Genomic DNA, 23836 nt, shown 5'->3' with positions numbered 1-23836 from the left:
ATTTATCAAATGAAACTATTTAAAAAGGCAGTAAAAGTAATTTTTATTTTATTAATTCTTCTTGTAGCTGGAGCATGGGTTTTCTCAAGAACTTTGCATCCAACTTATAATGGAGAATTAGAATTAACGAACATTTCTGATAAAGTAACTGTCTATTATGATGAAGTTGGCGTGCCGCATATTAACGCGGAAAACCAACAAGATGCATATGTGGCTTTGGGCTATGTGCATGCGCAAGATAGATTGTGGCAAATGGAATTGATTAGAAGAATTTCTGCGGGTAGATTAGCAGAACTTTTTGGTAAAGATTTAGTGAGAACAGACAAGTTTTTCTCTGGTTTAGGTATTGAAGAAGCTGCTGAAAAAACGATTGAAAACTTAGATAAAAATTCGGAAGCATATAAACTTACGGAAGCTTATTTAAATGGAATAAATCAATTTATTACTGAAGGAACAACACCATTAGAGTTTCATTTAATAGGATTGGAAAAAGAGAAATATTCCATAAAAGATATATATAATGTTTTTGGATATATGGCTTTTAGTTTTGCGGTTGCTCATAAAACCGATCCAATGTTAACGGAAGTGAAAGAAAAATTAGGCGATGCTTATTTTAATGAATTAGTAGGTGCTGAATTTCAGAATTTAACCTTAATCAAAAATGAAAAGAATCCAGAATTGAAAGCAGATTTTGCTGCTTCAATGAATGTGTTGTTAGAGAAATTACCAATTTCTCCTTTTATTGGAAGTAATTCTTGGGTAATTGGAGCAGATAAAACAAAAAACGGAAAAGTAATTTTTGCAAATGATCCACATATTGGTTTTTCTCAACCTTCCGTTTGGTATCAAAACCATATAAAAACACCAGATTATGAAATGTATGGTTTCAACTTGGCTTTAACGCCGTTTCCGTTGTTGGGACACAATAAAAATTATGCCTACGGATTAACAATGTTTGAAAACGATGATGTTGATTTTTACTATGAGAAAAACAACCCGAATAATTCTTTAGAATATAAAACTTCAGATGGATTTCAACAATACAAATTAATTGATAAACGTATAAAAATTAAAGGAGAAAAAGATACTGTTTATCAAGTGAAAGTTAGTAAACACGGACCAATAATGAATGGCTTAATTGATTTTATTGACGATGAACGTCCAATAGCAATGCAGTGGATTTACACCAAATTTAACAATCAATTGTTAGAAGTTGGTTATGATATTTCTCACGCACAAAATTTATCAGAATTTAAAGTAGGTGCAAGCAAATTACATGCACCTGGTTTAAATATAATGTATGGTGACGCAAAAAATAATATTGCTTGGTTTGCTTCTGGAAAGCTATATAAATACAGAGATTCATTATACACAAAAACAATTTTAGATGGTGCTTCTGGTAAAGATGAAATTGTAGAGTATTTAGATTTTGAGGAAAATCCACAAGCTATAAATCCGAGTTTGAATTATGTTTATTCAGCAAATAATCAACCAGATTCTATTGCTGGAAAATTATATCCAGGTTATTATTTAGCTGAAAATAGAGCGAGAAGAATTGTAGATTTATTGGCACCAAAAAACGATTGGACAAAAGAGGAAGTGGCAACAATGTTGTATGATGTTGTTTCACCTTCCGCTCCAGATGTAATAGTAAGTTTCACGAATTCGTTAGATTTAGAAAATGTTTCTGCAAGTGAAAAAAAAGCTATTGATATTCTGAAAAAATGGAATGGTTATTACGGAAAAGATGAAGTTGCCCCGGTAATTTATAACCGTTTTGTTTATGAGTTTCAAAAAAATACATTTAAAGATGAAATGGGAAAGGCTTATAATCAGTTTGTAAATACGCCGTTTGTAGAAAAGGTTCTACCTGTACAAGCAGCCAAAGAAAATTCTGTTTGGTGGGACGATGTTTCTACAAAAGATAAGGTTGAAACGAAACAAGAGATTATTTCTAAATCGTTCAAAAAAACTTTTGAGTTTTTACAAAATCAGTTAGGAGAAAATGTGGAAGATTGGAAATGGAACCGTGTTGCTTCTGTAGAGTACGAACATGCAATTGGTAAAGCTGGCGGATTATTACGTAAATTTTTTAATGTCGGTCCTTTTAAAACTAACGGTGGAGATCAAGTAATAAACAATCAAATTTTTAGTATTGATAGCACAGGAGTTTATAAAATAACTGCTGGACCTTCAACACGCCGCGTAGTTGATTTTTCTGATGTTGATAATAGTTTGGCTATTTTGCCAACAGGGCAGTCGGGTAATGTGTTTAGTGAACATTATAAAGATCAAGCTCAAAAATATGTAGATGGAGAGTTTGTAAAGATGAAAATTAATCAGAAAGAAATAGAACAATCAGAAAATAAATTGGTGTTTTTGCCGAAAATCAAGTAGTATGTAGAAATACGTCATTGCGAGGAACGAAGCAATCTGTAATTTAGAAAAGACTAAGTTTGTAACAATCATGTATGAAAAAATCTCAGGTTAATTAATTAATTAATTAATTAATTAATTAACCTGAGATTTTTTAACTTACACAGATTTTAGGATAGTGTCCAATGACGCGTTTCTTGATGTCATTTTTTATTCATTTTCAAATTCAACAAACTATCTTGTGTTTTTAAGATTTTTAACTCAGCTCTAGTAATAGAATCTATTCGTCTTTTAGTTTCATAAGAAGTAGTATCTGCTAAGCTAATGTTATCTTCTATCCAACTTCTTTGCCTGTCCATAATCTCTTCACCTTTACTTAATGAAATTTCATTATAGTTCGCTAAAACTGTGTAAGAAAAAATAGCGATTCCAATTACTAAAAGAGTAATTGCAACAAGTATGTATTTTATTTTTTTGCTCATTTTGTTAAACTACTGTATAAATTTCTTCAAACGGAATTCTAAAACGCTCACCATAAACACCTTCTGGTTTTCTTATTCCGCAAGATACTATCATATTTATTTCTGCGTTTCGTGGAATGTTTAATAATCGTTTTACGCGCCAAGTATCAGAGCCTTCCATTGGGCAAGTATCATAATTTTCTGCCGCCATTGAAAGCATAAATGTTTGGGCTGCTAATCCGCAAGTTTTATGAGCAACAATTCGCATGTCGCTATTTCTAACTTCTCTATACATGGGTTTAAATAAACCCGTAATTAAAATCATAATATATTTGAAAAAACCAGCAATTCCGAAGAAATCAAAATACGCAAACGGAATAATTTTTCCGTAATAATTACGTGCAACTTTCTCTCTGCTTTTTTGTTCTGACTTTGGATTATTCTTTCCAAACATTTTATCTAACATAGATAAGTTTGCTTTTGCACGTTTACGCCATAAATCTTTTCTAACCACAAAAATAACTAGTTCTTGTGCAGTTTTTGCAGCATTTTGGTTGAAACACATTGGTGCAATTTTAGCAATAGTTTCTTTGTTGGTAATGTGAATAAACTCCCACAACTGCATATTACTACTCGTTGGCGCTAAACTTGCTTGCTCTAAACATCTTTTAACTATGGAAGTTTTAATTGGTTTTTCTGCATCGAAAATTCTAACAGAACGACGATAGTTTATAGCTTCAGAAACGGTTTTTTGTTGATTATTCATTTAAGTCTTTTAGAATGATTTAGAAATTTAACTCCATTTCATTAACATTTTTAATTGCTTTAATTTTCCAGTATATGGAGCGTAACGTGTCGGTACATCTAGCCAGTTACCTCTTGTTACAACTCCTTTTTTATGTGAAAAAGTATCAAAAGTTTGTTTTCCGTGATAGCCTCCAATTCCGCTTTCTCCAACACCACCAAAAGGCAAGCGATGGTTTGCAAAATGAACAGTTGTATCGTTTATAGTTCCGCCTCCAAAAGAATACTTAGCAATCATTTTTTTAGCAAAACTATTTTTATTTGTAAAAACATAAAGAGCTAAAGGTTTGTCATACTTATCAATTACGGAGTCGAAATCTTGTTCAGTTTCGTAAGAAATTAACGGAAAAATTGGTCCAAAAATTTCTCCTTTCATAACTTCACTTTCTAAATTGGGTTCATCAATTAAAGTAGGAGCAATGTAATTTTGGTTTCTATCAGTTTCTCCACCAATTACACAGTTTTCGTTTGCTAACATCAAAGCTAATCTATCAAAATTTTTGGTGTTTACAATCCTTGGATAATCTTCAGATTCCTTCGGATTTTCGCCATAAGCTCTAAAAATTTCATCTTTAAAACACGATACAAATTTTTCCTTTACAGATTTGTGAATCAATAAATAATCTGGGGCAATACAAGTTTGTCCTCCGTTTATAAATTTCCCCCAAACTAAACGTTTTGCGGCTAATTTTATGTTGGCAGTTTCATCAACAATACATGGACTTTTTCCTCCTAATTCTAACGTAACCGGAGTTAAGTGTTCTGCTGCTGCTTTGGCAACGATTTTTCCAACAGGTACGCTTCCTGTAAAGAAAATATAATCCCAGCGTTGTGCTAATAATTCTTGAGATGTTGAAACACCTCCTTCAACTACAGAAACATGATTTTTGTCAAACACAGCTTCCACAATTTCTTTGGTAATTTTTGATGTGTTGGGTGTTAATTCCGAAGGTTTTAAAATCACAGTATTTCCAGCAGCTATTGCTCCAATTAGTGGTGCTAAAGCTAATTGATATGGATAATTCCAAGGTGCAATAATTAATGTTGTTCCGTAAGGTTCACTGTAGATTTTTGCTGATGATGGAAAATTTAACATTGATGGTAAAACACGTTTTGGTTTGCTCCAAGAATGTATGTTTTTTAGAGTCATCTTTAATTCTGCCAAAACTATAGATGTTTCGGTCATTACGGCTTCGTATTCAGATTTCTTAAAATCGTTATGTAAAGCTTTTATAATGTCATTTTCTCTCCTAATAACTTCTTTCTGAAGTCTTTTAAGTGCATTTTTTCTAAAGGAAATATCTTTGGTTTGTTGACTTGCAAAAAAATCTTTTTGCGATTGTACCAATTGAGGAATGTTCATAAATTGTAATTTGCATAAAGATACAAATTTAACCGATTACTTTTAAGTTAATGTTGGTTGCAAACAAGCATCCCAAATAGGGTCTTTTGGTGTTGGAGCAATAACTTTAATTAGTTCTTTATTTACTGGGTGAATAAACTCAATTTTACGAGCATGCAAGTGAATACTTCCGCTTTTGTTGCTGCGTTTTGCTCCGTATTTTAAATCTCCTTTTATGATTGATCCAATAGCAGATAATTGGACTCTAATTTGATGATGACGCCCAGTTTCTAAATCAACTTCTAATAAAGAATAATTATCTAATTTTTTCAATAATTGATAATGTAAAATTGCTTTTTTACTTCCGTCAATTTCTTTAGAATAAGCGGTAGATTTGTTGTTTTTTGGGTTTTTCTTCAAGAAATTTACCAGTGAATCTTTTTCTTTCTTTGGAAATTTCTCTACAACTGCCCAGTAGGTTTTTTTAATTGTTTTTTCGCGCAGCATTTTGTTTAAACGCTCTAAGGCTTTAGAGGTTCTTGCAAAAATTACGATTCCAGAGGTTGGTCTGTCTAATCGATGAACCGTTCCAAGAAAAACCGCGCCAGGTTTATTGTATTTTTCTTTTACGTATTCTTTTACAACATCACTTAGTGGTTTGTCACCAGTTTTATCACCTTGAACAATATCACCCGAACGTTTATTGACAATTATTAAATGATTGTCTTCGTGTAAAACCAGTAAATTTTCTTTTGAAGAATGCATAGATTTATTTAAAATCTTTAGCTACGTCTTTATTAATTCCGTCAATAAATTCTAAAAATTCTTCACGCCCATAACTTGTTGAAGATGATGTTACAAATGAAGTAGGAATTGGGTCCCAGAAATTTGCTAATTTCTTTTTGTATGCATTAATTTGATGGTTCAATTTAGAACTTCCTAATTTATCGGCTTTTGTAAAAACAATACAAAATGGAATCTGATTGTCTCCCAAAAACTGCATAAATTCTAAATCAATCTTTTGCGGATCATGACGAGAATCAATTAAAACAAATGTGCAGACTAACTGCTCACGTTCTTTAAAGTAATTTTCAATAAAAAACTGAAAAATGGTACGTTTCTTTTTAGAAATTTGTGCGTAACCGTAACCAGGTAAATCCACTAAAAACCAGTCGTTATTAATCTTAAAATGATTTATAAGTTGTGTTTTTCCAGGTTTTCCAGAGATTTTCGCTAATTCTTTGCGCTCCATTAACATGTTAATTAATGAAGATTTACCAACATTAGAACGACCTATAAAAGCATACTCAGGAATTCTGTCTTTTGGTGCTTTAGTAACATTACTGTTACTCATTATAAATTCTGCAGATTTTATTTTCATCTTGTAGTTTAGATGTTTTTTTCTGTTAACCAGTTTTCTAAAACTTGATTAAATTCTTCTGGTCTTTCCATCATTGCTGCGTGTCCACATTTGTCAATCCAAAATAAGTCTGAATCTGGTAAATGCCTGTGAAAATCATTTGCAACTTCTGGTGGAGTTACTGAATCTTGTTTTCCCCAGATTAAACAAGTTGGTTGTTTCATATTTGGCAAGTCTTTTGCCATATTATGTCTAACTGCGCTTTTTGCAATAGCCAGTGTTTTTAACAACGTATTTCTGTCGTTAATTACATCGTAAACTTCATCAATAAGTTCTTCAGTTGCAACAGCAGGATCGTAAAAAACTTCACGTGTTTTATTAGCAACAAATTCTTTGTCTCCACGTCTAGGGTAGTTGTTTCCCATAGAGTTTTCGTATAAGCCAGAACTTCCTGTTAATACCAAACCAGCAACATCTTTTGGATATTGTTTAATATAGTACAGTGCTATGTGTCCTCCAAGAGAGTTTCCTAGTAAAACCACATCTTCAAGGTTTTTATGTTCTATAAAATCATGTAAAAAACTCGCTAAATTCTTAACGTTTGTTTTTAACAATGGAAGAGTGTATAGCGGTAATTCAGGAATTATAACTTTATATCCTTTTTTTGAAAAATGATCAAAGGTATCTCCAAAATTACTTAACGCTCCCATAAGTCCATGCAATACTATTATTGCTCTTCCTTCTCCTGCCTCAGCGTATGTAAACTTTCCTTCTGTTTTTAAATTGTTTGTCATTTATATTGTGGGTTTGACATAAACGCAAATATAGTTTTTTTTTACTGATGATTAAATCATTTTTAAAATTAGGGTTTTCAACATAAAATTCACACTCAAACTATTATAAACACTAAAAAAGGGTAAATTTATCAACAATGTGGTAAAAAGTGGTAAAAAGTGGTAAAAAATTTATATTTTTGAATATTGATAAACTAACATTTAATAGTGATAAATTTAATTGGAACATACGAGTGTAAAGCCGATGCTAAAGGAAGGTTGATGATGACATCAGCTTTTAAGAAGCAACTTGCGCCTGTGTTACAAGAGGGTTTTGTTGTTAAAAGAGCGGTTTTTCAGCCTTGTTTAGAGTTGTATCCAATGAAGGAGTGGAATTTGATGATGGAGAAAATCAACAAGTTAAACAGGTTTGTTAAGAAGAATAATGATTTTATCCGTCGTTTTACTGCAGGTGTAAAAGTAGTTGAAATGGATGCGTCTGGAAGAATTTTAATTCCGAAAGATTTGTGTCAATTTGCGGGAATTCAAAAGCAAGTGGTGCTTTCTTCAGCAGTTAATATTATTGAGATTTGGGATAAAGATAAGTATGAAAAAGCTATTGATGATGCCGCTGTAGATTTTGCGGATTTAGCTGAAGAAGTAATGGGAAATACAGATGTAGATGAGTTATCATAATCCAGTTTTGTTGCACGAAAGTGTAGATGCTCTTGATATAAAAGAAGGTGGAGTTTATGTGGATGTTACCTTCGGTGGAGGTGGTCATTCTAGAGAAATATTAAGTCGATTAGGTGAAAATGGAAGATTGTTTGCCTTTGATCAGGATCCAGATGCGTTAGAGAATAAAATTGATGACAAGAGATTTGTGTTGATTGCAGAGAATTTTAGGTACATCTCAAGGTTTTTAAGGTTTTACGGAATAAGTAAAGTTGACGGAATTTTAGCGGATTTAGGTGTTTCGTCTCATCAGTTTGATGTTGCAGAACGTGGTTTTTCTACGCGTTTTGATGCGGATTTAGATATGAGAATGGATCAGAATTCAAAAAAATCAGCAAAATTTATTATCAATAAATATAGTGAAGAAAGACTTGCGGATATTTTGTTTTTATATGGTGAGTTAAGAAACGGAAGAGCGCTGTCTAAAAAGATAGTTGCAGCAAGAAAAGAAGAAGAAATTAGAACAAGTTTTCAGCTTAAGGAAGTGTTACAAGAGTTTCTTCCGAAGGCAAAAGAACATAAAATATTAGCTCAAATATTTCAAGCAGTTAGAATTGAAGTAAACCAAGAGTTAGAAGTATTAAAAGAGTTTTTAGAGCAAATCCCTACGCTCTTAAACTCAACCGGAAGATTAAGTGTAATCTCATATCATTCTTTAGAAGATAGATTAGTAAAGAGATTTATACAGATGGGTAAATTTAGCGGCGAGCCAGAAAAGGATTTTTTTGGTAACACAAGTGAACCTTTGAAAAAAGTTGGCAAATTGATAATTCCAACCCCTAAGGAAATCAAATTGAACAACAGGGCTCGAAGCGCTAAGTTAAGAATAGCAACTTTAAAAAAGTAAAATGAATAAGGTCAAAAAGAACGTGTATGGTATTCTTCGAGGAAGTTTCCTTACGGATGAATCTGCGTTTAAAAATTGGCGAATAATCATATTTATAGTTGGGTTATTATTAATAATGATTTCTAGCGCTCATAGAGCAGATGAAAAAGTTGTAAAAATAGCAACGCTTAATAAGAAGAAAAGGGAGTTGCATGCCGAGTTTGTAGATACTGGTACTATTTTAACTAGAATGAAAATGGAAAGTAGTATTCGGAAAAAAGTTAAGCCAACAGGTTTAGAAACGGCAAAAACGCCTCCTCAAAAAATAAAAGTAACCATTAATAAAGAGTAAAAAGTTGAAAACGTTAAAAAAAAGCATATTAAATAAACTTTACGCAGTGGCGGGTTTAATGGCGCTTTTTTTTATTGCGATACTTTTTAAAATCTTTAATCTACAGTATGTTGATGGTGATAAGTACAGAAAACTATCTGAGGAAATAACTGAGAGAAACGATACTATTTTTGCAAATAGAGGTAATGTGTATGCTTCTGATGGTAATTTGTTGGCTACTTCAATGTCAAAGTATACTATTAGAATGGATGTTGTTGCGGTAAAATCTGAAGTATTTGAGAAAAATATAAAAGAGCTTTCTAAGTCATTATCTAATATGTTGGGTAATTCTGTTAGTCATTATCAAAATAAACTTCGCCAAGCTAAAAAAAGAAAAAACAGGTATTTGTTAATTGCTAGAAGCGTTGGTTATAATGACTATGTTAAAATGAAAAGCTTTCCTATTTTTAAACTAGGTGTTTATAGAGGCGGTTTTATTGCTGAACAAAAAACTGTAAGAGCGCATCCAATAGGTAAAATTGCTGAAAGAACAATTGGTTATGACGATCATAGAGGTGGAGCAGGAATTGAAGGTGCTTTTGCTTCTTATATGGAAGGTGAAAATGGTTGGCGTTTAAAGCAGAAAATAGCAAAAAACCAATGGAAACCTATTAATGATGTAAATGAGAAAGAGCCAATTGATGGTAGAGATGTAATTACAACTATAGATGTAAATATTCAAGATGTTACGCATCATGCTTTATTAAGGCAATTAGAATATTTTGAAGCAGAACATGGTTGTGCCATTGTAATGGAGACCAAAACTGGTGAAATTAAAGCGATTGCTAATTTGGGTAGAACTTCTAAAGGAAAGTATTACGAGAAAAGAAATTATGCAGTTTGGGAAAGTCATGAGCCTGGTTCTACTTTTAAGTTAGCGAGTTTAATGGCTGCTTTAGAAGATAAGGTTGTGGATACTTCAACAGTAATAGATACGGAAAAAGGTAGAATTTTTATTCACGGTAAAAAAGTAGAAGATAGTAAACATGGTGGTTATGGAAAAATATCTCTAGCGCGTGTTTTTGAAGTTTCTTCTAATGTGGGAATTGTAAAAGCAATAAGAAAACATTACGATAAAAATCCAAAAAAGTTCACAGATAGAATGAGTGATTTTGGATTGGATCAAATGACGGGTGTAAAAATTAAAGGTGAAGGAAAACCATATATTCCACTTCCATCCGATAAAAAAAGATGGAATAAGATTTCACTTGAGTGGATGGCTTGGGGTTATGGAGTTTCGTTAACGCCATTACAAACCTTAACTTTCTACAATGCTGTTGCAAATGATGGAGAAATGGTGAAGCCACGTTTTATAAAGGAACTTCGAGTTGGAAGTAAGGTTGAAAAACGTTTTGATAAAGTAGTTCTAAAGAAAAAAATAGCATCACAAGTTACTATTGATAAAGTACGCAAAGTGATGGAAAATGTAGTTGAAAAAGGAACTGCAGATAACATATATTCCCCTAACTTTTCGATGGCAGGAAAAACAGGAACAGCAAAAAAGGTTGTAAATGGTGCTTATTCAAGTAGGAACTATGTGGCTTCATTTGCTGGTTTCTTCCCTGCTAAAAATCCAAAATATTCTTGCATTGTAGTGGTTCATGATCCTAAAAAGGAGAAGGGTTATTACGGAGCAATTGTAGCAGCTCCTGTTTTTAAAGAAATAGCGCAAAAAATTTACACTACAACGCCAATAGATAATCAAGCGGTATCAGATACAATTTCAATAGAAAGTATAGATAAAGATTATAGAAGTTACTATACGAAGTTGCAAAAAGCAATCCAAAAAGTACCCAATGTTAAGGGAATGAGTGGAATGGATGCAATTTCATTGTTAGAAAATATTGGGTTAAATGTTCAGTTTTCGGGAACAGGAAAAGTAACCTATCAATCAATGACTATTGGTCAAGAGTTTAAAAAAGGGAATACAATTATTTTAAAGCTATCATAAATTGAAGATTTTAAAAGACATATTATATAGGGTTTCTGTTGATGCTGTTTTCGGCGCAACAGATATTGCTGTGTCTGCAATTCAGTTTGATAGTAGAAAAGTGCAAAAAGATAATGTTTTTGTTGCGCAAAAAGGAGTGTTGTCCGATGGTCATCAGTTTATAAGTAAAGCAATTAATTTAGGAGCAACAGTAATTATTTGTGAAGATATTCCTTCGGAAAAAATAACTGGAATTACCTATGTACAAGTTCAGAATTCTGATGTTGCTTTAGCAATTATGGCTTCTAACTTTTTTGACAACCCTTCTAAGAGATTGGAGTTGGTTGGTGTAACTGGAACTAACGGTAAAACCACGGTTGCAACACTTTTATATCAGCTATTTAAAAAAGCGGGTTATAAAGTTGGGTTGCTTTCAACTGTAAAAATATTGGTTGATGAAACTGAATATAGGGCAACACATACAACGCCAAATTCAGTTGCAATAAATGAGTATTTGGATAAAATGATAGAGGAAGGTGTTGAGTACTGCTTTATGGAAGTTAGTTCTCATGGAATTCATCAAAAAAGAACAGAAGGTTTAACCTTTGCTGGTGGAATTTTCACCAACCTTTCTCACGATCATTTAGATTATCACGAAACATTTGCAGAATACAGAGATGTTAAAAAAATATTTTTTGACAGTTTGCCAAAAACGGCTTTTGCATTGGTTAACATTGATGATAAAAACGGCAATTTCATGTTGCAAAATTCTGTAGCAAAACATAAAAGTTACGCTTTAAAAACTGTAGCAGATTTTAAAGCGAAGATTTTAGAAAAACGCTTATCGGGAACTTTAATAACTATTAATAATGTTGAGGTTTGGACTAAGTTAATAGGTGAATTTAATGCCTATAATTTATTGGCAATTGTTGGAACTGCGGAATTATTAGGTATAGAAAAATTGGAGGTTTTAAGAATTATTAGTGAGTTAGAAAGTGTAAGTGGTCGTTTTCAATATGTGGTTTCTGATGAAGGAGTTACGGCAATTGTAGATTATGCGCACACGCCAGATGCATTGAAAAATGTATTAGAAACTATAAATGATATAAGAACAGGAAACGAAACTGTAATTACGGTTGTTGGTTGTGGTGGCGACAGAGACCAAACAAAAAGACCAAAAATGGCACATATTGCTTCACAATTAAGCAATCAAGCAATTTTTACTTCGGATAATCCTAGGAGTGAAAATCCGCAGACAATTATAGATGAAATGGAAGCGGGAGTTTCTGCTGAAAATTATAGAAAAACACTATCAATTTTAGATAGAAGGCAAGCAATTAAAACCGCTTGCAAATTTGCACAAAAAGACGACATTATTTTAATAGCTGGAAAAGGACACGAAAATTATCAAGAAATTAACGGAGAGCGTTTTCATTTTGATGATTTAGAAGAGGTGGTTGAATGCTTTAATCAATTAAAAAAACAATAAAAAATGCTGTATTATTTATTTCAATATTTAGAGCAAGAGTTTAGTTTACCGGGAGCTAGTGTGTTTCGTTTTATTACGTTTCGTGCAGCGTCTGCGTTTATTTTGTCTTTGTTGATATCAGCAATTTATGGTAAAAGAATTATCAACTTTTTACGCAAACAACAAGTTGGTGAAAGTATTAGAGATTTAGGCTTAGAAGGTCAAGTTGAAAAAGCTGGAACTCCAACAATGGGCGGAATTATTATTATTCTGGCTACGTTAATTCCGGTTTTGTTATTGGCTAAGTTGGATAATATTTACATCATCATTCTAATTATAACCACAATTTGGATGGGTTTAATTGGTTTTGCTGATGATTATATAAAAGTATTTAAGAAAGATAAAGGTGGTTTAAAAGGAAAATTTAAAGTTTTAGGGCAAGTTGGTTTAGGAATTATAGTGGGTTCTATGCTTTATTTTAATGATGATGTTGTTATTAAGGAGCAACTTCCAATATCTGAGCAAGTTGTATTGGAAAGTGGAAGAACTAAAGTGTATGGAGATGCACATAAATCTACTAAAACTACCATTCCGTTTTTAAAGGATAACGAATTGGATTATGCAAAAGCGCTTAGTTTTTTAGGTGATGGATATGAAAAGTACGGTTGGATTGTCTTCATTTTTGTAGTGGTTTTTATTGTAACAGGAATATCAAACGGAGCAAATTTAACCGATGGAATTGATGGTTTAGCAGCAGGAAATTCCGCTATTATGGTAATTGCTTTGGCGATTTTTGCTTGGGTTTCTGGAAATATAATTTTTGCCAACTATTTAGATGTAATGTATATCCCAAATTCCGGTGAAATGACGGTTTTTATACTTGCTTTTGCTGGAGCATTAATAGGTTTTTTATGGTACAATACATTTCCTGCACAAGTATTTATGGGAGATACAGGAAGTTTAACTATTGGTGGAATTATAGCGGTTATAGCAATTGCAATTAGAAAAGAATTATTGCTTCCAATTTTAGCAGTAATTTTTGTGGTAGAAAATTTATCAGTGATTTTGCAGGTTTTTTGGTTCAAGTTTACGCGTAAGAAATATGGGGTTGGAAGACGAATTTTTAAAATGGCACCATTACATCATCATTATCAAAAATCAAATTACCACGAAAGCAAAATTGTAGTTCGCTTTTGGATTGTAGGAGTCTTATTTGCAGTGTTTGCAATTGTTACGCTGAAATTAAGATAAATAAGCCCATCCCAACCTTCCCGAAGGGAAGGAGTTAGCGAGTTTTTGGGAAATAAATAATAAAAATGAAAAACCAAGATAAAAGTCAGATTCCATTTTTTTCTCCTTCGGAGGAAAAGAGGTTTCTTGTTATTCTTGGTGGAGGAGAGAGCGGCGTTGGAACCGCGATTTTAGGAAAACAAAAAGGTTACGATGTTTTTCTTTCTGATAGAGGAAGTATTAAAGAAAAGTATAAAAAAGTTCTTTTACAAAACGAGATTGAGTTCGAGGAAAATCAACATACAGAAGCAAAAATTTTTGCAGCGGATGTGGTAATGAAAAGCCCTGGAATTCCAGATAAAGTTAAGTTGATTCAAGATTTAATTTCAAAAGGAATTTCTGTGGTTTCGGAAATAGAATTTGCGTCAGAATTTACAGAGGCAACTATTGTTGGGATTACGGGTTCAAACGGAAAAACAACAACAACGTTGTTAATGCATCATATTTTAAAAGCTGGTGGATTAAATGTTGGAGTTGCTGGAAATATTGGAGACAGTTTTGCAGCCCAAGTTGCTGTTGAGGATTTTGATGAGTATGTGTTGGAGTTGAGTAGTTTTCAGTTAGATGGAATAAAAAATTTTAGCCCACATATTGCCATAATTACAAACATAACACCAGATCATCTCGATAGATATGATTACAGTTTTGATAAATATATAGCATCAAAATTTCGTATTACAAAAAATCAAACCCCTAATGATTTTTTGATTTATGATGCAGACGACGAAGCCATTTGTAATTGGCTAAGTCAGAATAAAACGAAAGCAAAATTAGTTCCGTTTTCAATAACAAAAGAATTGTCTTACGGAGCATTTTTAAGAAATAAGGAAATAATAACAAACATTAATTCAGACGAATTTAAGATGAGTATAGCTAAACTAACATTACAAGGAAAACACAATACAAAGAATGCAATGGCATCTACATTAGCAGCTCAATTACTTAAGGTGAGAAAGCAAACAATTGCCGAAAGTTTAGAAGATTTTGAGGGTGCAGAACATCGCCTAGAAAAAGTTCAGAAAGTAAACGGAGTTGCATTTATAAATGATAGTAAAGCAACTAATGTTAACGCAACTTTTTATGCTTTAGAGTGTATGGATAATCCAACGGTTTGGATAGTTGGTGGTGTTGATAAAGGAAATGATTATTCTGATTTAATGCCTTTGGTAAGAGAAAAAGTAAAAGGTATTGTTTGTTTAGGTTTAGAGAATAAAAAAATAATTGAAAGTTTTGGTAATGTAGTAGATGTTATTGTGGAAACTGCGGGAGCAGAAGAAGCTGTAAAAGTTGCTAATAAAATTGCAGAAAGAGGAGATGTTGTTTTGTTGTCTCCTGCGTGTGCAAGTTTTGATTTATTTGAAAGTTACGAAGATCGTGGACGTAAATTTAAGCAAGCAGTAAGAAATTTGTAAGAAAAAGCCCATCCCAAACTTCCCAAAGGGAAGGAGTGAGCAAGTTTGAGAAGAGATTGCATAAAATTTAAGTAAAAATAATTAATACAAATAAACACAAGAGTGTTTCTCTCCTTTGGAGAGATTAAGAGAGGCTTATGAAAACCATTTTTCAACATATAAAAGGAGATAAAACCATTTGGGCAATTGTTGCTGTTTTGGCTATATTTTCATTTATGCCAGTTTATAGTGCAAGCACAAACTTAGTGTATGTTGTTGGTAATGGGTCAACTTTAGGACATTTACTAAAGCATATAGTTTTATTAATAATGGGCTTTGCAATAATTTATGGAGTACATAAAATTCCGTACAGGTATTTTAGTGGAGGCTCTGTGCTAATGCTTCCAGTGGTTATAGTGTTGTTGGTTTTTACAATGGCGCAAGGAACCACTATTGGAGGTGCAAATGCAAGTCGTTGGATTCGAATTCCGTTTGTAGGTGTTGGTTTTCAAACATCAACATTAGCAGGTTTGGTCTTAATGGCATTTGTTGCTAGGTATTTAGCAAGAAATAAAGATAAAAAGATAGTTTTTAAAGAGAGTCTATGGCAATTATGGTTGCCAGTAGGCTGTACGTTAGCGCTAATATTACCAGCAAATTTCTCTACAACAGCAATTATTTTTAGTATGATTGTTTTGCTGGTTTTTATTGGTGGTTATCCTCTAAAATACATAGGTGTAATATTGGGAGTGGGATTTTTGTCTCTGTTGCTTTTTATATTAGTAGCAAAAGCTTTTCCAGATGCAATGCCTAATCGAGTGCAAACTTGGCAAAATAGAATTGAAAATTTTTCTAGTGGAAATGCAAGTGAAAATTATCAAGTAGAAAAAGCAAAAATAGCAATAGCAACTGGTGGTTTAACAGGGAAAGGTCCAGGTAAAAGTGTTCAGAAAAACTTTTTACCTCAATCGTCATCAGATTTTATTTATGCTATCATCATTGAAGAGTATGGTTTAATTGGTGCTTTTATGGTGGTTTTTATTTACTTCCTTTTACTCTTTAGAATTTTGATTGTAGCTACAAAAAGCAACACTGTTTTTGCAACATTGTTGGTTGTTGGTGTTGGAGTTCCAATTATTTTTCAAGCGATGATAAATATGGCTGTAGCTATAAATTTATTTCCTGTTACAGGACAAACCTTGCCTTTAATTAGTAGTGGAGGAACTTCAATTTGGATGACTTGTTTTGCTTTAGGAATGATTTTAAGTGTAAGTGCTTCAAGAGAAGTTACAGAAGAAGATATTTTAGATGATAACCCTTTAGATATTTTGCATGAAACCATATAGATTTATAATTTCTGGAGGAGGAACTGGAGGACACATTTATCCAGCAATTGCAATTGCAAACGAATTAAAGTTGCGTTATCCTGATGCTAAATTTTTATTTGTTGGTGCAAAAGATAAGATGGAAATGGAAAAAGTTCCGCAAGCGGGATTTGAAATAAAAGGACTTTGGATTTCTGGTATTCAACGAAAATTAACATTGAAGAATTTATCTTTTCCTTTTAAGTTAATAAGTAGTTTATGGAAAGCAAATTCAATAATAAATAAATTTAAACCAAATGCAGTAATTGGTACTGGAGGTTTTGCAAGTGGTCCAACTTTAATGATGGCAAATCGAAAAGGAGTTCCGACTTTGGTACAAGAACAAAACTCGTACCCAGGAATTACCAATAAATTGTTGAGTAAAAAAGCAGGCAAAATATGTGTTGCTTACGATAATTTAGAACGATTTTTTCCTTCAGAAAAAATTGTAAAAACAGGAAACCCAGTTCGTCAAGATTTGTTGTCAATTCATACGAAGACTGAAGAAGGGAAGACTTTTTTCAAATTAGATAAAAAGAAAAAAACGGTTTTAATTCTAGGTGGAAGTTTAGGTGCAAGAAGAGTAAATCAATTAATTGAGAGTCAGTTAGAGTTTTTTAAAAATCAAGAAGTTCAATTAATCTGGCAATGTGGAAAATTATATGTTGATGAATATAAAAAACATGATGATTTAGAAAATGTACAAGTTCATCAGTTCTTAAACAGAATGGATTTAGCGTATGCAGCTGCAGATGTTATAATTTCTAGAGCAGGAGCAAGTTCGGTTTCAGAATTATGTATTGTTAGTAAGCCAACTATTTTTATTCCATCACCAAATGTTGCAGAAGATCATCAAACAAAAAATGCAAAATCTGTTGCAGATAAGCATGGTGCAATTCTGTTAAAAGAAAGTGAATTAGATACGTTTTCAATTGTATTTGAAACTTTGATGAAAGATAAAGGAAAGCAAGAAAATTTATCAGAAAACATAAATGAATTAGCATTACCAAATGCAACAAGTAATATAGTAAACGAAATAGAAAAGTTAATTAAATAGTGAATTTAAAAAATATACATAATATCTTTTTTGTAGGTATTGGCGGAATTGGAATGAGTGCAATAGCTCGTTACTTTGCTGCTAATGGTAAAAATGTTGCGGGTTACGATAAAACAGCAACACCAATTACTGAGGCGCTGCAAAAAGTTGGTGTAGAAATTCATTTTGAAGATGCTGTAAAAAATATTCCTATTTCATTTTTAGACAAAGAAAAAACGTTGGTTGTTTATACGCCAGCTATCCCTAAAGAACATACGGAATTAAATTACTTTTTTAATGCTGGTTTTACCGTTTTAAAACGTGCAGAAATTTTAGGTAGAATTACTGAAAATACATTTTGTTTAGGAGTTGCGGGTACACATGGAAAAACAACAACGTCTTCAATTTTAGGACACATAATGCAACCAAGTTTAGCAACTTCTTTTTTAGGAGGAATCGCAGAAAATTATAACTCGAATTTAATTTTAGGTGAAGATAAAATTTCGGTTGTGGAAGCAGATGAGTTTGATAGATCGTTTTTGCATTTATCGCCAAATATTGCGTGTGTAACTTCTATGGATGCAGATCATTTAGATATTTATGGTGAAGCAGAAGAGTTGCAAAATTCATTTAGAGAATTTGCGAGTAAAGTTTCTGAAACGTTAATAGTAGCTAAAGGTATTCCACTAAGCGGATTAACATATAGTGTTGATGATGATGCAGATTATAAGGCTTTTAATCTTAAAATTGAAACTGGAAAATATGTTTTTGATGTTAAAACTCCTTCTTCTGAAATAAAAAATATTGAATTTAATTTACCAGGAAAGCATAATGTTATGAATGCTTTAGCGGCACTTGCTATGGCAGATGTTTATGGTGTTTCTTTAGAAAATATAAAAGAGCAATTAAAAACTTTTAAAGGAGTTCAAAGAAGATTTTCTTATAGAATTAAGAGTGACGATTTGGTGTTAATAGATGATTATGCACATCATCCAACAGAAATTAATGCTGTGGAAAACTCGGTTAGAGAAATGTATCCAGGAGAAAAAGTTTTGGCAGTTTTTCAACCGCACTTGTACAGTAGAACAAAAGATTTTGTTGATGATTTTGCAGTGGCACTTTCTAAGTTTGATGAAGTTATTTTATTAGATATTTATCCGGCTAGAGAATTGCCGATAAAAGGGGTTACTTCTCAATGGTTGTTGGAAAAAATTACCACAAAAAATAAAATGGTGTCTACCAAAGTAGATTTAATTAAGAATATACAAAAGTCTTCAACAAAAATTATAACAATGTTGGGAGCAGGAGATATTGGATTGCTAATAAATGATGTTGTAACGTCATTAAAAAAAGCACAGAAAACATGAGGTTAAAGAGCTTTGTAAAATACATGTTACCCCTTGTTTTATTTGGGTTATTGGTCTTTTTGTACGGTTTTACTTCTAGCAGAAATGCTAGTAAGAAAATAGCTAAGATTGAGGTGGAATTTGAAGCAGGTGACAACCATTTCTTAACACATCAGATGGTTAATAAATTGTTAATACAAAATCAAAAAAGTGTTGTAAACCAACCAAAAAGTATGTTAGATTTACATGGTTTAGAGCAAAGTGTCTTAACAAATCCTTATGTAGAAAAAGCATCAGTTTTTGCAAGTATAAATGGTGTGCTTAAAACTGTAATAAAACAACGAGAACCAATTGCTCGTTTAATAGAAAAATCAACATCATATTACGTTGATAGAGATGGGGTTAAAATCCCTTTATCTCAAAATTTTTCAGCCAGAGTACCTTTGGTTTCAGGTGTTGAGTCAGCAACAGAAATAAAAGAGATTACACAATTGGTAAATTTAATTTTATCAGACAATTTCTTAAAAAAGGAGGTTACTGGTATTCAAAAAAATGAAGCAGGAGAATATGTTTTTAATGTTCGAAGTGGAGATTATAAAATAGAATTTGGCAATTTTATTAATGCTGATGTAAAATTTAAAAAGTTAAAAGCGTTTTATAATAAAGCGTATGCAGATAAAACGATAGATAACTATCAAACAATAAATGTAAAATATCACAACCAAGTTGTGTGTACAAAATAGATCGCAATGGAAAACTCTAAAATAGCTGTAGGTTTAGACATAGGAACAACAAAGATTGTTGCTATGATTGGGCGTAAAAATGAATACGGTAAAATTGAAGTTTTAGGTATTGGTAAAGCTAAAAGTTTGGGTGTTAAGCGTGGTGTTGTTAGTAATATTACACAAACAATTCAATCTATTCAACAAGCAATTGATGAAGCAGAAGGAGTTTCTGGTCAAAAAATTGAAGAGGTTGTAGTTGGTATTGCGGGTCAGCACATACGTAGTCTACATCATAGCGATTATATAACACGTAACAATCCAGAGGAAGTTATAGATGAAGATGATATTGCTAATCTGGTAAATCAAGTTCATAAATTGGTAATGTTACCAGGTGAAGAAATTATACACGTTTTACCACAAGAGTTTAAAGTTGATTCTCAGCCAGATATTAAAGAACCAATTGGTATGTATGGAGGAAGATTAGAAGCTAATTTTCATGTAGTTGTTGGTCAAGTTTCATCAATAAGAAATATTGGACGTTGTGTAAAAAGTGCAGGTTTAAATCTTTCAGATATAACATTAGAGCCCTTAGCATCAGCATCAGCAGTGCTTAGTCAAGAAGAAAAAGAGGCAGGAGTTGCTTTAATAGATATAGGTGGTGGAACAACAGATTTAGCCATTTTTAAAGACGGAATTATACGTCATACAGCCGTAATTCCTTTCGGAGGAAATGTAATTACAGAAGATATAAAAGAGGGTTGTTCTATTATAGAAAAACAAGCTGAGTTATTAAAAATAAAATTTGGTTCTGCTTGGCCAGGAGAAAATAAAGAAACAGAAATTGTTTCTATTCCAGGTTTAAGGGGAAGAGAACCAAAAGAAATAACGCTTAAAAATCTTTCAAAAATAATTCATGCTCGTGTGCAAGAAATTATTGAGCATGTGTACTTAGAAATAAAAAACTATGGACATGAAACTCAAAAAGGAAAATTAATTGCCGGTATTGTTTTAACAGGAGGAGGTTCTCAATTGCAGCATTTACGTCAGTTGGTAGAATACATCACAGGAATGGATGCGCGTATTGGCTTTCCAAATGAACACTTAGCAGGAGATTCTGATGAAAAATTATCAAGCCCAAGTTACGCTACAGCAGTTGGGTTGTTAATGGAAGGATTAGAAAAAGCGCCATTAATTGAAGAGGAAATTATACAAGAAGTTGTAAAAGAAGTGTCTGAAGGAGAAGAAGTAGAAATTAAAACCGAAACTCAAAAAATATCTCCTGAAAAGGCAGAAAAGAGAAAGTCATTTTTAGAAAGATTTAAAGAAGGTTTTAAGGAGTTTTTAGACAACGCAGAATAAAAAAAACAGTTAAAGTTCTCGGTTCAATTTATTGAATTATCCCCTGAGAGAGCTTTTTAATAATATAAAAATAAAAAAAAAGAGCAGTTATTATGAGCGCAGAATTTGATAACATTTCGTTCGATATGCCAAAAACACAATCTAATGCTATAAAAGTAATTGGAGTTGGAGGAGGAGGTAGCAATGCCGTAAACCACATGTATAGCCAACAAATTACAGGGGTAGATTTTGTTATTTGCAATACCGATTCTCAAGCATTGGATAGTAGTCCAATTCCTAATAAAATTCAATTAGGAGCAAATCTAACTTCAGGTTTAGGAGCTGGAGCAAATCCAGAAATAGGAGCAAAAGCAGCAAAAGAAAGTTTACAAGAAATACAGCAAATGTTAAGCACACATACAAAGATGGTGTTTATTACTGCTGGTATGGGTGGTGGAACAGGAACAGGAGCAGCACCAGTTATTGCAAAAATTGCAAAAGACATGGATATTCTTACTGTTGGTATTGTAACAATGCCATTTCAGTTTGAAGGTAGAATGCGTTCTAAACAAGCACAAAAAGGAATTGATGAGCTGCGCAGTAATGTTGATTCTTTAATTGTAATTAATAATAATAAACTTAGAGAAGTATACGGTAATCTTGGTTTTAAAGCAGGTTTTTCTAAGGCAGATGAAGTTTTATCAACAGCAGCTAAAGGTATTGCAGAAGTAATTACGCATCATTACAAGCAAAATATTGATTTACATGATGCAAAAACAGTGCTTTCTAATAGTGGAACTGCAATTATGGGTTCTGCAAAAGAGGAAGGAACTAATAGAGCTAAAAATGCCATTGTTAAAGCATTAGATTCTCCTTTGTTAAATGATAATAAAATTACCGGAGCTAAAAATGTATTGTTACTAATAGTTTCTGGCAAGAACGAAGTTACATTAGATGAAATAGGTGAAATTAATGATTACATCCAAACTGAAGCAGGTTATGATGCCAATATTATTATGGGTATTGGTGAAGACGAGTCTTTAGAAGATGGAATAGCTTTAACTATTGTTGCAACAGGTTTTGCGGCAGATCAGCAAAGTACAATTACAAATACTGAAGCTAAGAAAATTGTTCATACTTTAGAAGAAGAGCAAAAAGCTACGTATAATTTCTCTGAAAAGAATACTGTTACAAAAGTAACAAGCATCAATGAACCTTTAACTAAAAAGGTTGAAGAAAAAATTGTACATGTTTTAGAAGATGATGTGGAAGCAGAAGTACAAATAGATTTAATTCCAACATCTGAAGTAATAAAGAATATAGAAGTTGTATATGATGAAGTCTTAACATCTGTTTCTGAAGAGGATTTCATTATAACAGAAATTCAACCAGAAGTTGAAATTCAACCAGAAGTTAAATCAGTTCAACAAGATTTAATTTTTGATTTACCTTTAAATCCTTCTGAAGAAATAAATGCAGAAACTACCGTTTTTGATTTAGATGAAGAAATCAATTCTATTGATGTTGTTGAAGCAACTGAGCTTAAAGTTGAAGAGCAAAATGTAGTGGAAAAAAGATATGTTTTAGAAGATTTTGATGTACAGCCAACAATAGGAAAAGCATCGACAATTTCTGTTGAAGATGAAGTTGAAGAAGGTTTAAATTTTGAGTTAAAATCTTCAACACCTCAATCTGAAATTAATAAGATAGAAATAGAGAGTGAAGAGGTTTCTCCTTTAAGTTTAACAATTTCTGAATTGCAAAAGAAATCAGATACAAGGAGAGAGCAAATGAAGAAGTTTAACTATAAATTTACAGATCAAGTTAGTCAAAATATTGATGAAATTGAACGTCAACCCGCATATAAAAGAGCAGGAGTAAACTTAGATGAAACAAATCAGAGTATCAGTAAAACCAAAACAACATTAAGTACTGGTGAAAAAGATGATATTCAATTAAGATCAAATAATTCGTTTCTACATGATAATGTAGATTAGTAGTCCCCTTACTCTATCCTTGTGATAGTTAAGAATTCCCGAGAAATCGGGAATTTTTTTATGCTTATATTTGTTTTCCTAAAAATTTAAAAGATGAGTTTACAAAAACAAATAATGGACAAAATGAAGGAAGCTATGAAAGCAAAAGATACTGTTGCTTTACAAGCTTTAAGAGCTGTAAAGTCTGCTTTTTTATTAGCAAAAACTGAGACTGGAGTTCAAGAAGAATTGTCTGAAGAACAAGAAATGAAAATTATTCAGAAGCAAGTAAAACAGCGTAGAGATAGTGCTACAATTTTTATAGAACAAAACAGACAAGATTTAGCGGATCCAGAATTGGCAGAACTTAAAGTTTTAGAGCAATTTTTACCAGAACCTTTAACAGAAGAAGAAATTGAAAGAGTAGTTATTTCTACAATAGATCATATTGGTGCATCAGGAATGAAAGACATGGGGAAAGTAATGGGGATTGTTTCTAAAGAATTAGCTGGACAAGCAGATGGTAAAACAATTTCTGCACTTGTTAAAAAGAACTTAATGTAGAAAACTGAGCCCTGTAGTTCAATTGTATTGAATTTCAGATTTCGGCTCTGGCGATTATAGTTTCAAAACCTATCTGAGTCGCAAAAGAGAACATAAAAAAGGCAAGCTAATGAGCTTGCCTTTTTTATTATAAGTGTTTTTATTTTTCAATTTTAAATACTTTTGTTAAAATAGTTTCCAATAAACACCATTTTGTAAAAGCGGATTGTATTAAATTCAGGCCAATAAAAACGGTAAACCACATCCATTTTGGGTTTACGTAAACAGATAGTACAACACTTAACAATACCATTATTCCAACTATAACTCTAAAATATTTATTTAACATTATTTATATATT

General features: G+C 32.2%; 22 protein-coding genes. 15 read left to right on the top strand and 7 right to left on the bottom strand.

What is annotated here, in order from left to right:
- Positions 1-9: 9 nt before the first annotated feature.
- Complete coding sequence (locus LPB136_RS07855) at positions 10-2397, top strand: penicillin acylase family protein (RefSeq protein ID WP_072555707.1); 2388 nt, start codon at positions 10-12, stop codon at positions 2395-2397.
- Positions 2398-2579: 182 nt separating this feature from the next.
- On the opposite strand, the gene LPB136_RS07850 is transcribed toward LPB136_RS07855, so the two are convergent.
- Genes LPB136_RS07850 through LPB136_RS07825 form a run of 6 tightly spaced genes read right to left on the bottom strand, consistent with a single transcriptional unit; the run spans position 2580 to position 7137 of the window.
- Positions 2580-2858, bottom strand: coding sequence for a hypothetical protein (locus tag LPB136_RS07850; protein ID WP_072555705.1), 279 nt, complete (start codon positions 2856-2858; stop codon positions 2580-2582).
- Between the two features lie 4 nt (positions 2859-2862).
- Complete coding sequence (locus LPB136_RS07845; RefSeq protein WP_072555703.1) at positions 2863-3603, bottom strand: nitroreductase family protein; 741 nt, start codon at positions 3601-3603, stop codon at positions 2863-2865.
- Positions 3604-3630: 27 nt separating this feature from the next.
- On the bottom strand, positions 3631-5004 hold the full coding sequence (locus LPB136_RS07840) for an aldehyde dehydrogenase (RefSeq protein WP_072555701.1): 1374 nt from the start codon (positions 5002-5004) through the stop codon (positions 3631-3633).
- A 42-nt stretch (positions 5005-5046) separates the two neighbouring features.
- Positions 5047-5748, bottom strand: a complete 702-nt coding sequence (locus LPB136_RS07835; RefSeq protein WP_072555699.1) for an RluA family pseudouridine synthase — start codon at positions 5746-5748, stop codon at positions 5047-5049.
- A gap of 4 nt (positions 5749-5752) precedes the next feature.
- Positions 5753-6364 carry a ribosome biogenesis GTP-binding protein YihA/YsxC gene (gene yihA / locus LPB136_RS07830; RefSeq protein ID WP_072555698.1) on the bottom strand — a complete coding sequence of 204 codons (612 nt, stop codon included), beginning with the start codon at positions 6362-6364 and terminating at the stop codon, positions 5753-5755.
- A gap of 8 nt (positions 6365-6372) precedes the next feature.
- Positions 6373-7137 (bottom strand): alpha/beta fold hydrolase, encoded by a 765-nt coding sequence (locus tag LPB136_RS07825; RefSeq protein ID WP_072555696.1) that lies wholly within the window; start codon positions 7135-7137, stop codon positions 6373-6375.
- Positions 7138-7344: 207 nt separating this feature from the next.
- Here LPB136_RS07825 and mraZ point away from each other — a divergent pair, with 207 nt between their 5' ends.
- The 14 genes from mraZ (at position 7345) to LPB136_RS07755 (ending at position 23496) form a co-directional block, all read left to right on the top strand.
- The gene (gene mraZ, locus LPB136_RS07820) at positions 7345-7812 is read left to right on the top strand and encodes a division/cell wall cluster transcriptional repressor MraZ (RefSeq protein WP_072555695.1); all 468 of its coding nucleotides are present in this window, start codon (positions 7345-7347) and stop codon (positions 7810-7812) included.
- On the top strand, positions 7799-8698 hold the full coding sequence (gene rsmH, locus LPB136_RS07815; RefSeq protein WP_072555693.1) for a 16S rRNA (cytosine(1402)-N(4))-methyltransferase RsmH: 900 nt from the start codon (positions 7799-7801) through the stop codon (positions 8696-8698). The genes mraZ and rsmH overlap by 14 nt, the downstream gene beginning before the upstream one ends.
- Position 8699: 1 nt before the next feature.
- Positions 8700-9029: an FtsL-like putative cell division protein gene (locus LPB136_RS07810; RefSeq protein ID WP_072555691.1), complete on the top strand. Its 330-nt coding sequence runs from the start codon at positions 8700-8702 to the stop codon at positions 9027-9029.
- 58 nt (positions 9030-9087) lie between these two features.
- Positions 9088-11019: a penicillin-binding protein gene (locus LPB136_RS07805; protein WP_072555689.1), complete on the top strand. Its 1932-nt coding sequence runs from the start codon at positions 9088-9090 to the stop codon at positions 11017-11019.
- Between the two features lies 1 nt (position 11020).
- Positions 11021-12487 carry a UDP-N-acetylmuramoyl-L-alanyl-D-glutamate--2,6-diaminopimelate ligase gene (locus tag LPB136_RS07800; RefSeq protein ID WP_072555687.1) on the top strand — a complete coding sequence of 489 codons (1467 nt, stop codon included), beginning with the start codon at positions 11021-11023 and terminating at the stop codon, positions 12485-12487.
- A gap of 3 nt (positions 12488-12490) precedes the next feature.
- Positions 12491-13717: a phospho-N-acetylmuramoyl-pentapeptide-transferase gene (gene mraY, locus LPB136_RS07795; RefSeq protein ID WP_072555685.1), complete on the top strand. Its 1227-nt coding sequence runs from the start codon at positions 12491-12493 to the stop codon at positions 13715-13717.
- Between the two features lie 65 nt (positions 13718-13782).
- A complete protein-coding gene (murD, locus tag LPB136_RS07790; RefSeq protein WP_072555683.1) occupies positions 13783-15168 on the top strand; it encodes a UDP-N-acetylmuramoyl-L-alanine--D-glutamate ligase in 1386 nt (461 codons plus the stop codon).
- 137 nt (positions 15169-15305) lie between these two features.
- Positions 15306-16493, top strand: coding sequence for an FtsW/RodA/SpoVE family cell cycle protein (locus LPB136_RS07785; protein WP_072555681.1), 1188 nt, complete (start codon positions 15306-15308; stop codon positions 16491-16493).
- Entirely contained in the window at positions 16480-17568 is a 1089-nt protein-coding gene (murG, locus tag LPB136_RS07780; protein ID WP_072555679.1) for an undecaprenyldiphospho-muramoylpentapeptide beta-N-acetylglucosaminyltransferase, read from the top strand. Before LPB136_RS07785 ends, murG begins: the two co-directional genes overlap by 14 nt.
- Entirely contained in the window at positions 17568-18914 is a 1347-nt protein-coding gene (gene murC / locus LPB136_RS07775; protein WP_072555676.1) for a UDP-N-acetylmuramate--L-alanine ligase, read from the top strand. Before murG ends, murC begins: the two co-directional genes overlap by 1 nt.
- On the top strand, positions 18911-19636 hold the full coding sequence (locus LPB136_RS07770) for a cell division protein FtsQ/DivIB (protein ID WP_072555675.1): 726 nt from the start codon (positions 18911-18913) through the stop codon (positions 19634-19636). Before murC ends, LPB136_RS07770 begins: the two co-directional genes overlap by 4 nt.
- A 6-nt stretch (positions 19637-19642) precedes the next feature.
- Positions 19643-20977 carry a cell division protein FtsA gene (ftsA, locus tag LPB136_RS07765; RefSeq protein WP_072555673.1) on the top strand — a complete coding sequence of 445 codons (1335 nt, stop codon included), beginning with the start codon at positions 19643-19645 and terminating at the stop codon, positions 20975-20977.
- 92 nt (positions 20978-21069) lie between these two features.
- On the top strand, positions 21070-22953 hold the full coding sequence (ftsZ, locus tag LPB136_RS07760; protein WP_072555671.1) for a cell division protein FtsZ: 1884 nt from the start codon (positions 21070-21072) through the stop codon (positions 22951-22953).
- Positions 22954-23046: 93 nt separating this feature from the next.
- Complete coding sequence (locus LPB136_RS07755) at positions 23047-23496, top strand: GatB/YqeY domain-containing protein (RefSeq protein WP_072555670.1); 450 nt, start codon at positions 23047-23049, stop codon at positions 23494-23496.
- A 139-nt stretch (positions 23497-23635) separates the two neighbouring features.
- On the opposite strand, the gene LPB136_RS07750 is transcribed toward LPB136_RS07755, so the two are convergent.
- Positions 23636-23824, bottom strand: a complete 189-nt coding sequence (locus LPB136_RS07750; RefSeq protein ID WP_072555668.1) for a YgaP family membrane protein — start codon at positions 23822-23824, stop codon at positions 23636-23638.
- Positions 23825-23836: the final 12 nt, after the last annotated feature.

The sequence above is a fragment of the Tenacibaculum todarodis genome, assembly GCF_001889045.1.
GTDB lineage: Bacteria > Bacteroidota > Bacteroidia > Flavobacteriales > Flavobacteriaceae > Polaribacter > Polaribacter todarodis.
Note: the sequence above shows the minus strand (reverse complement) of the source record. Positions and strands in the feature narration are given on the sequence as shown.

Excerpts from the sequence above, each read along its gene's own strand:
- LPB136_RS07855 (WP_072555707.1), top strand. The coding sequence starts at position 10 with ATGAAACTATTTAAAAAGGCAGTAAAAGTAATTTTTATTTTATTAATT.
- LPB136_RS07850 (WP_072555705.1), bottom strand. The coding sequence starts at position 2,858 with ATGAGCAAAAAAATAAAATACATACTTGTTGCAATTACTCTTTTAGTA.
- LPB136_RS07845 (WP_072555703.1), bottom strand. The coding sequence starts at position 3,603 with ATGAATAATCAACAAAAAACCGTTTCTGAAGCTATAAACTATCGTCGT.
- LPB136_RS07840 (WP_072555701.1), bottom strand. The coding sequence starts at position 5,004 with ATGAACATTCCTCAATTGGTACAATCGCAAAAAGATTTTTTTGCAAGT.
- LPB136_RS07835 (WP_072555699.1), bottom strand. The coding sequence starts at position 5,748 with ATGCATTCTTCAAAAGAAAATTTACTGGTTTTACACGAAGACAATCAT.
- yihA (WP_072555698.1), bottom strand. The coding sequence starts at position 6,364 with ATGAAAATAAAATCTGCAGAATTTATAATGAGTAACAGTAATGTTACT.
- LPB136_RS07825 (WP_072555696.1), bottom strand. The coding sequence starts at position 7,137 with ATGACAAACAATTTAAAAACAGAAGGAAAGTTTACATACGCTGAGGCA.
- rsmH (WP_072555693.1), top strand. The coding sequence starts at position 7,799 with ATGAGTTATCATAATCCAGTTTTGTTGCACGAAAGTGTAGATGCTCTT.
- LPB136_RS07810 (WP_072555691.1), top strand. The coding sequence starts at position 8,700 with ATGAATAAGGTCAAAAAGAACGTGTATGGTATTCTTCGAGGAAGTTTC.
- LPB136_RS07805 (WP_072555689.1), top strand. The coding sequence starts at position 9,088 with ATGGCGCTTTTTTTTATTGCGATACTTTTTAAAATCTTTAATCTACAG.
- mraY (WP_072555685.1), top strand. The coding sequence starts at position 12,491 with ATGCTGTATTATTTATTTCAATATTTAGAGCAAGAGTTTAGTTTACCG.
- murD (WP_072555683.1), top strand. The coding sequence starts at position 13,783 with ATGAAAAACCAAGATAAAAGTCAGATTCCATTTTTTTCTCCTTCGGAG.
- LPB136_RS07785 (WP_072555681.1), top strand. The coding sequence starts at position 15,306 with ATGAAAACCATTTTTCAACATATAAAAGGAGATAAAACCATTTGGGCA.
- murG (WP_072555679.1), top strand. The coding sequence starts at position 16,480 with ATGAAACCATATAGATTTATAATTTCTGGAGGAGGAACTGGAGGACAC.
- LPB136_RS07770 (WP_072555675.1), top strand. The coding sequence starts at position 18,911 with ATGAGGTTAAAGAGCTTTGTAAAATACATGTTACCCCTTGTTTTATTT.
- ftsA (WP_072555673.1), top strand. The coding sequence starts at position 19,643 with ATGGAAAACTCTAAAATAGCTGTAGGTTTAGACATAGGAACAACAAAG.
- ftsZ (WP_072555671.1), top strand. The coding sequence starts at position 21,070 with ATGAGCGCAGAATTTGATAACATTTCGTTCGATATGCCAAAAACACAA.
- LPB136_RS07755 (WP_072555670.1), top strand. The coding sequence starts at position 23,047 with ATGAGTTTACAAAAACAAATAATGGACAAAATGAAGGAAGCTATGAAA.
- LPB136_RS07750 (WP_072555668.1), bottom strand. The coding sequence starts at position 23,824 with ATGTTAAATAAATATTTTAGAGTTATAGTTGGAATAATGGTATTGTTA.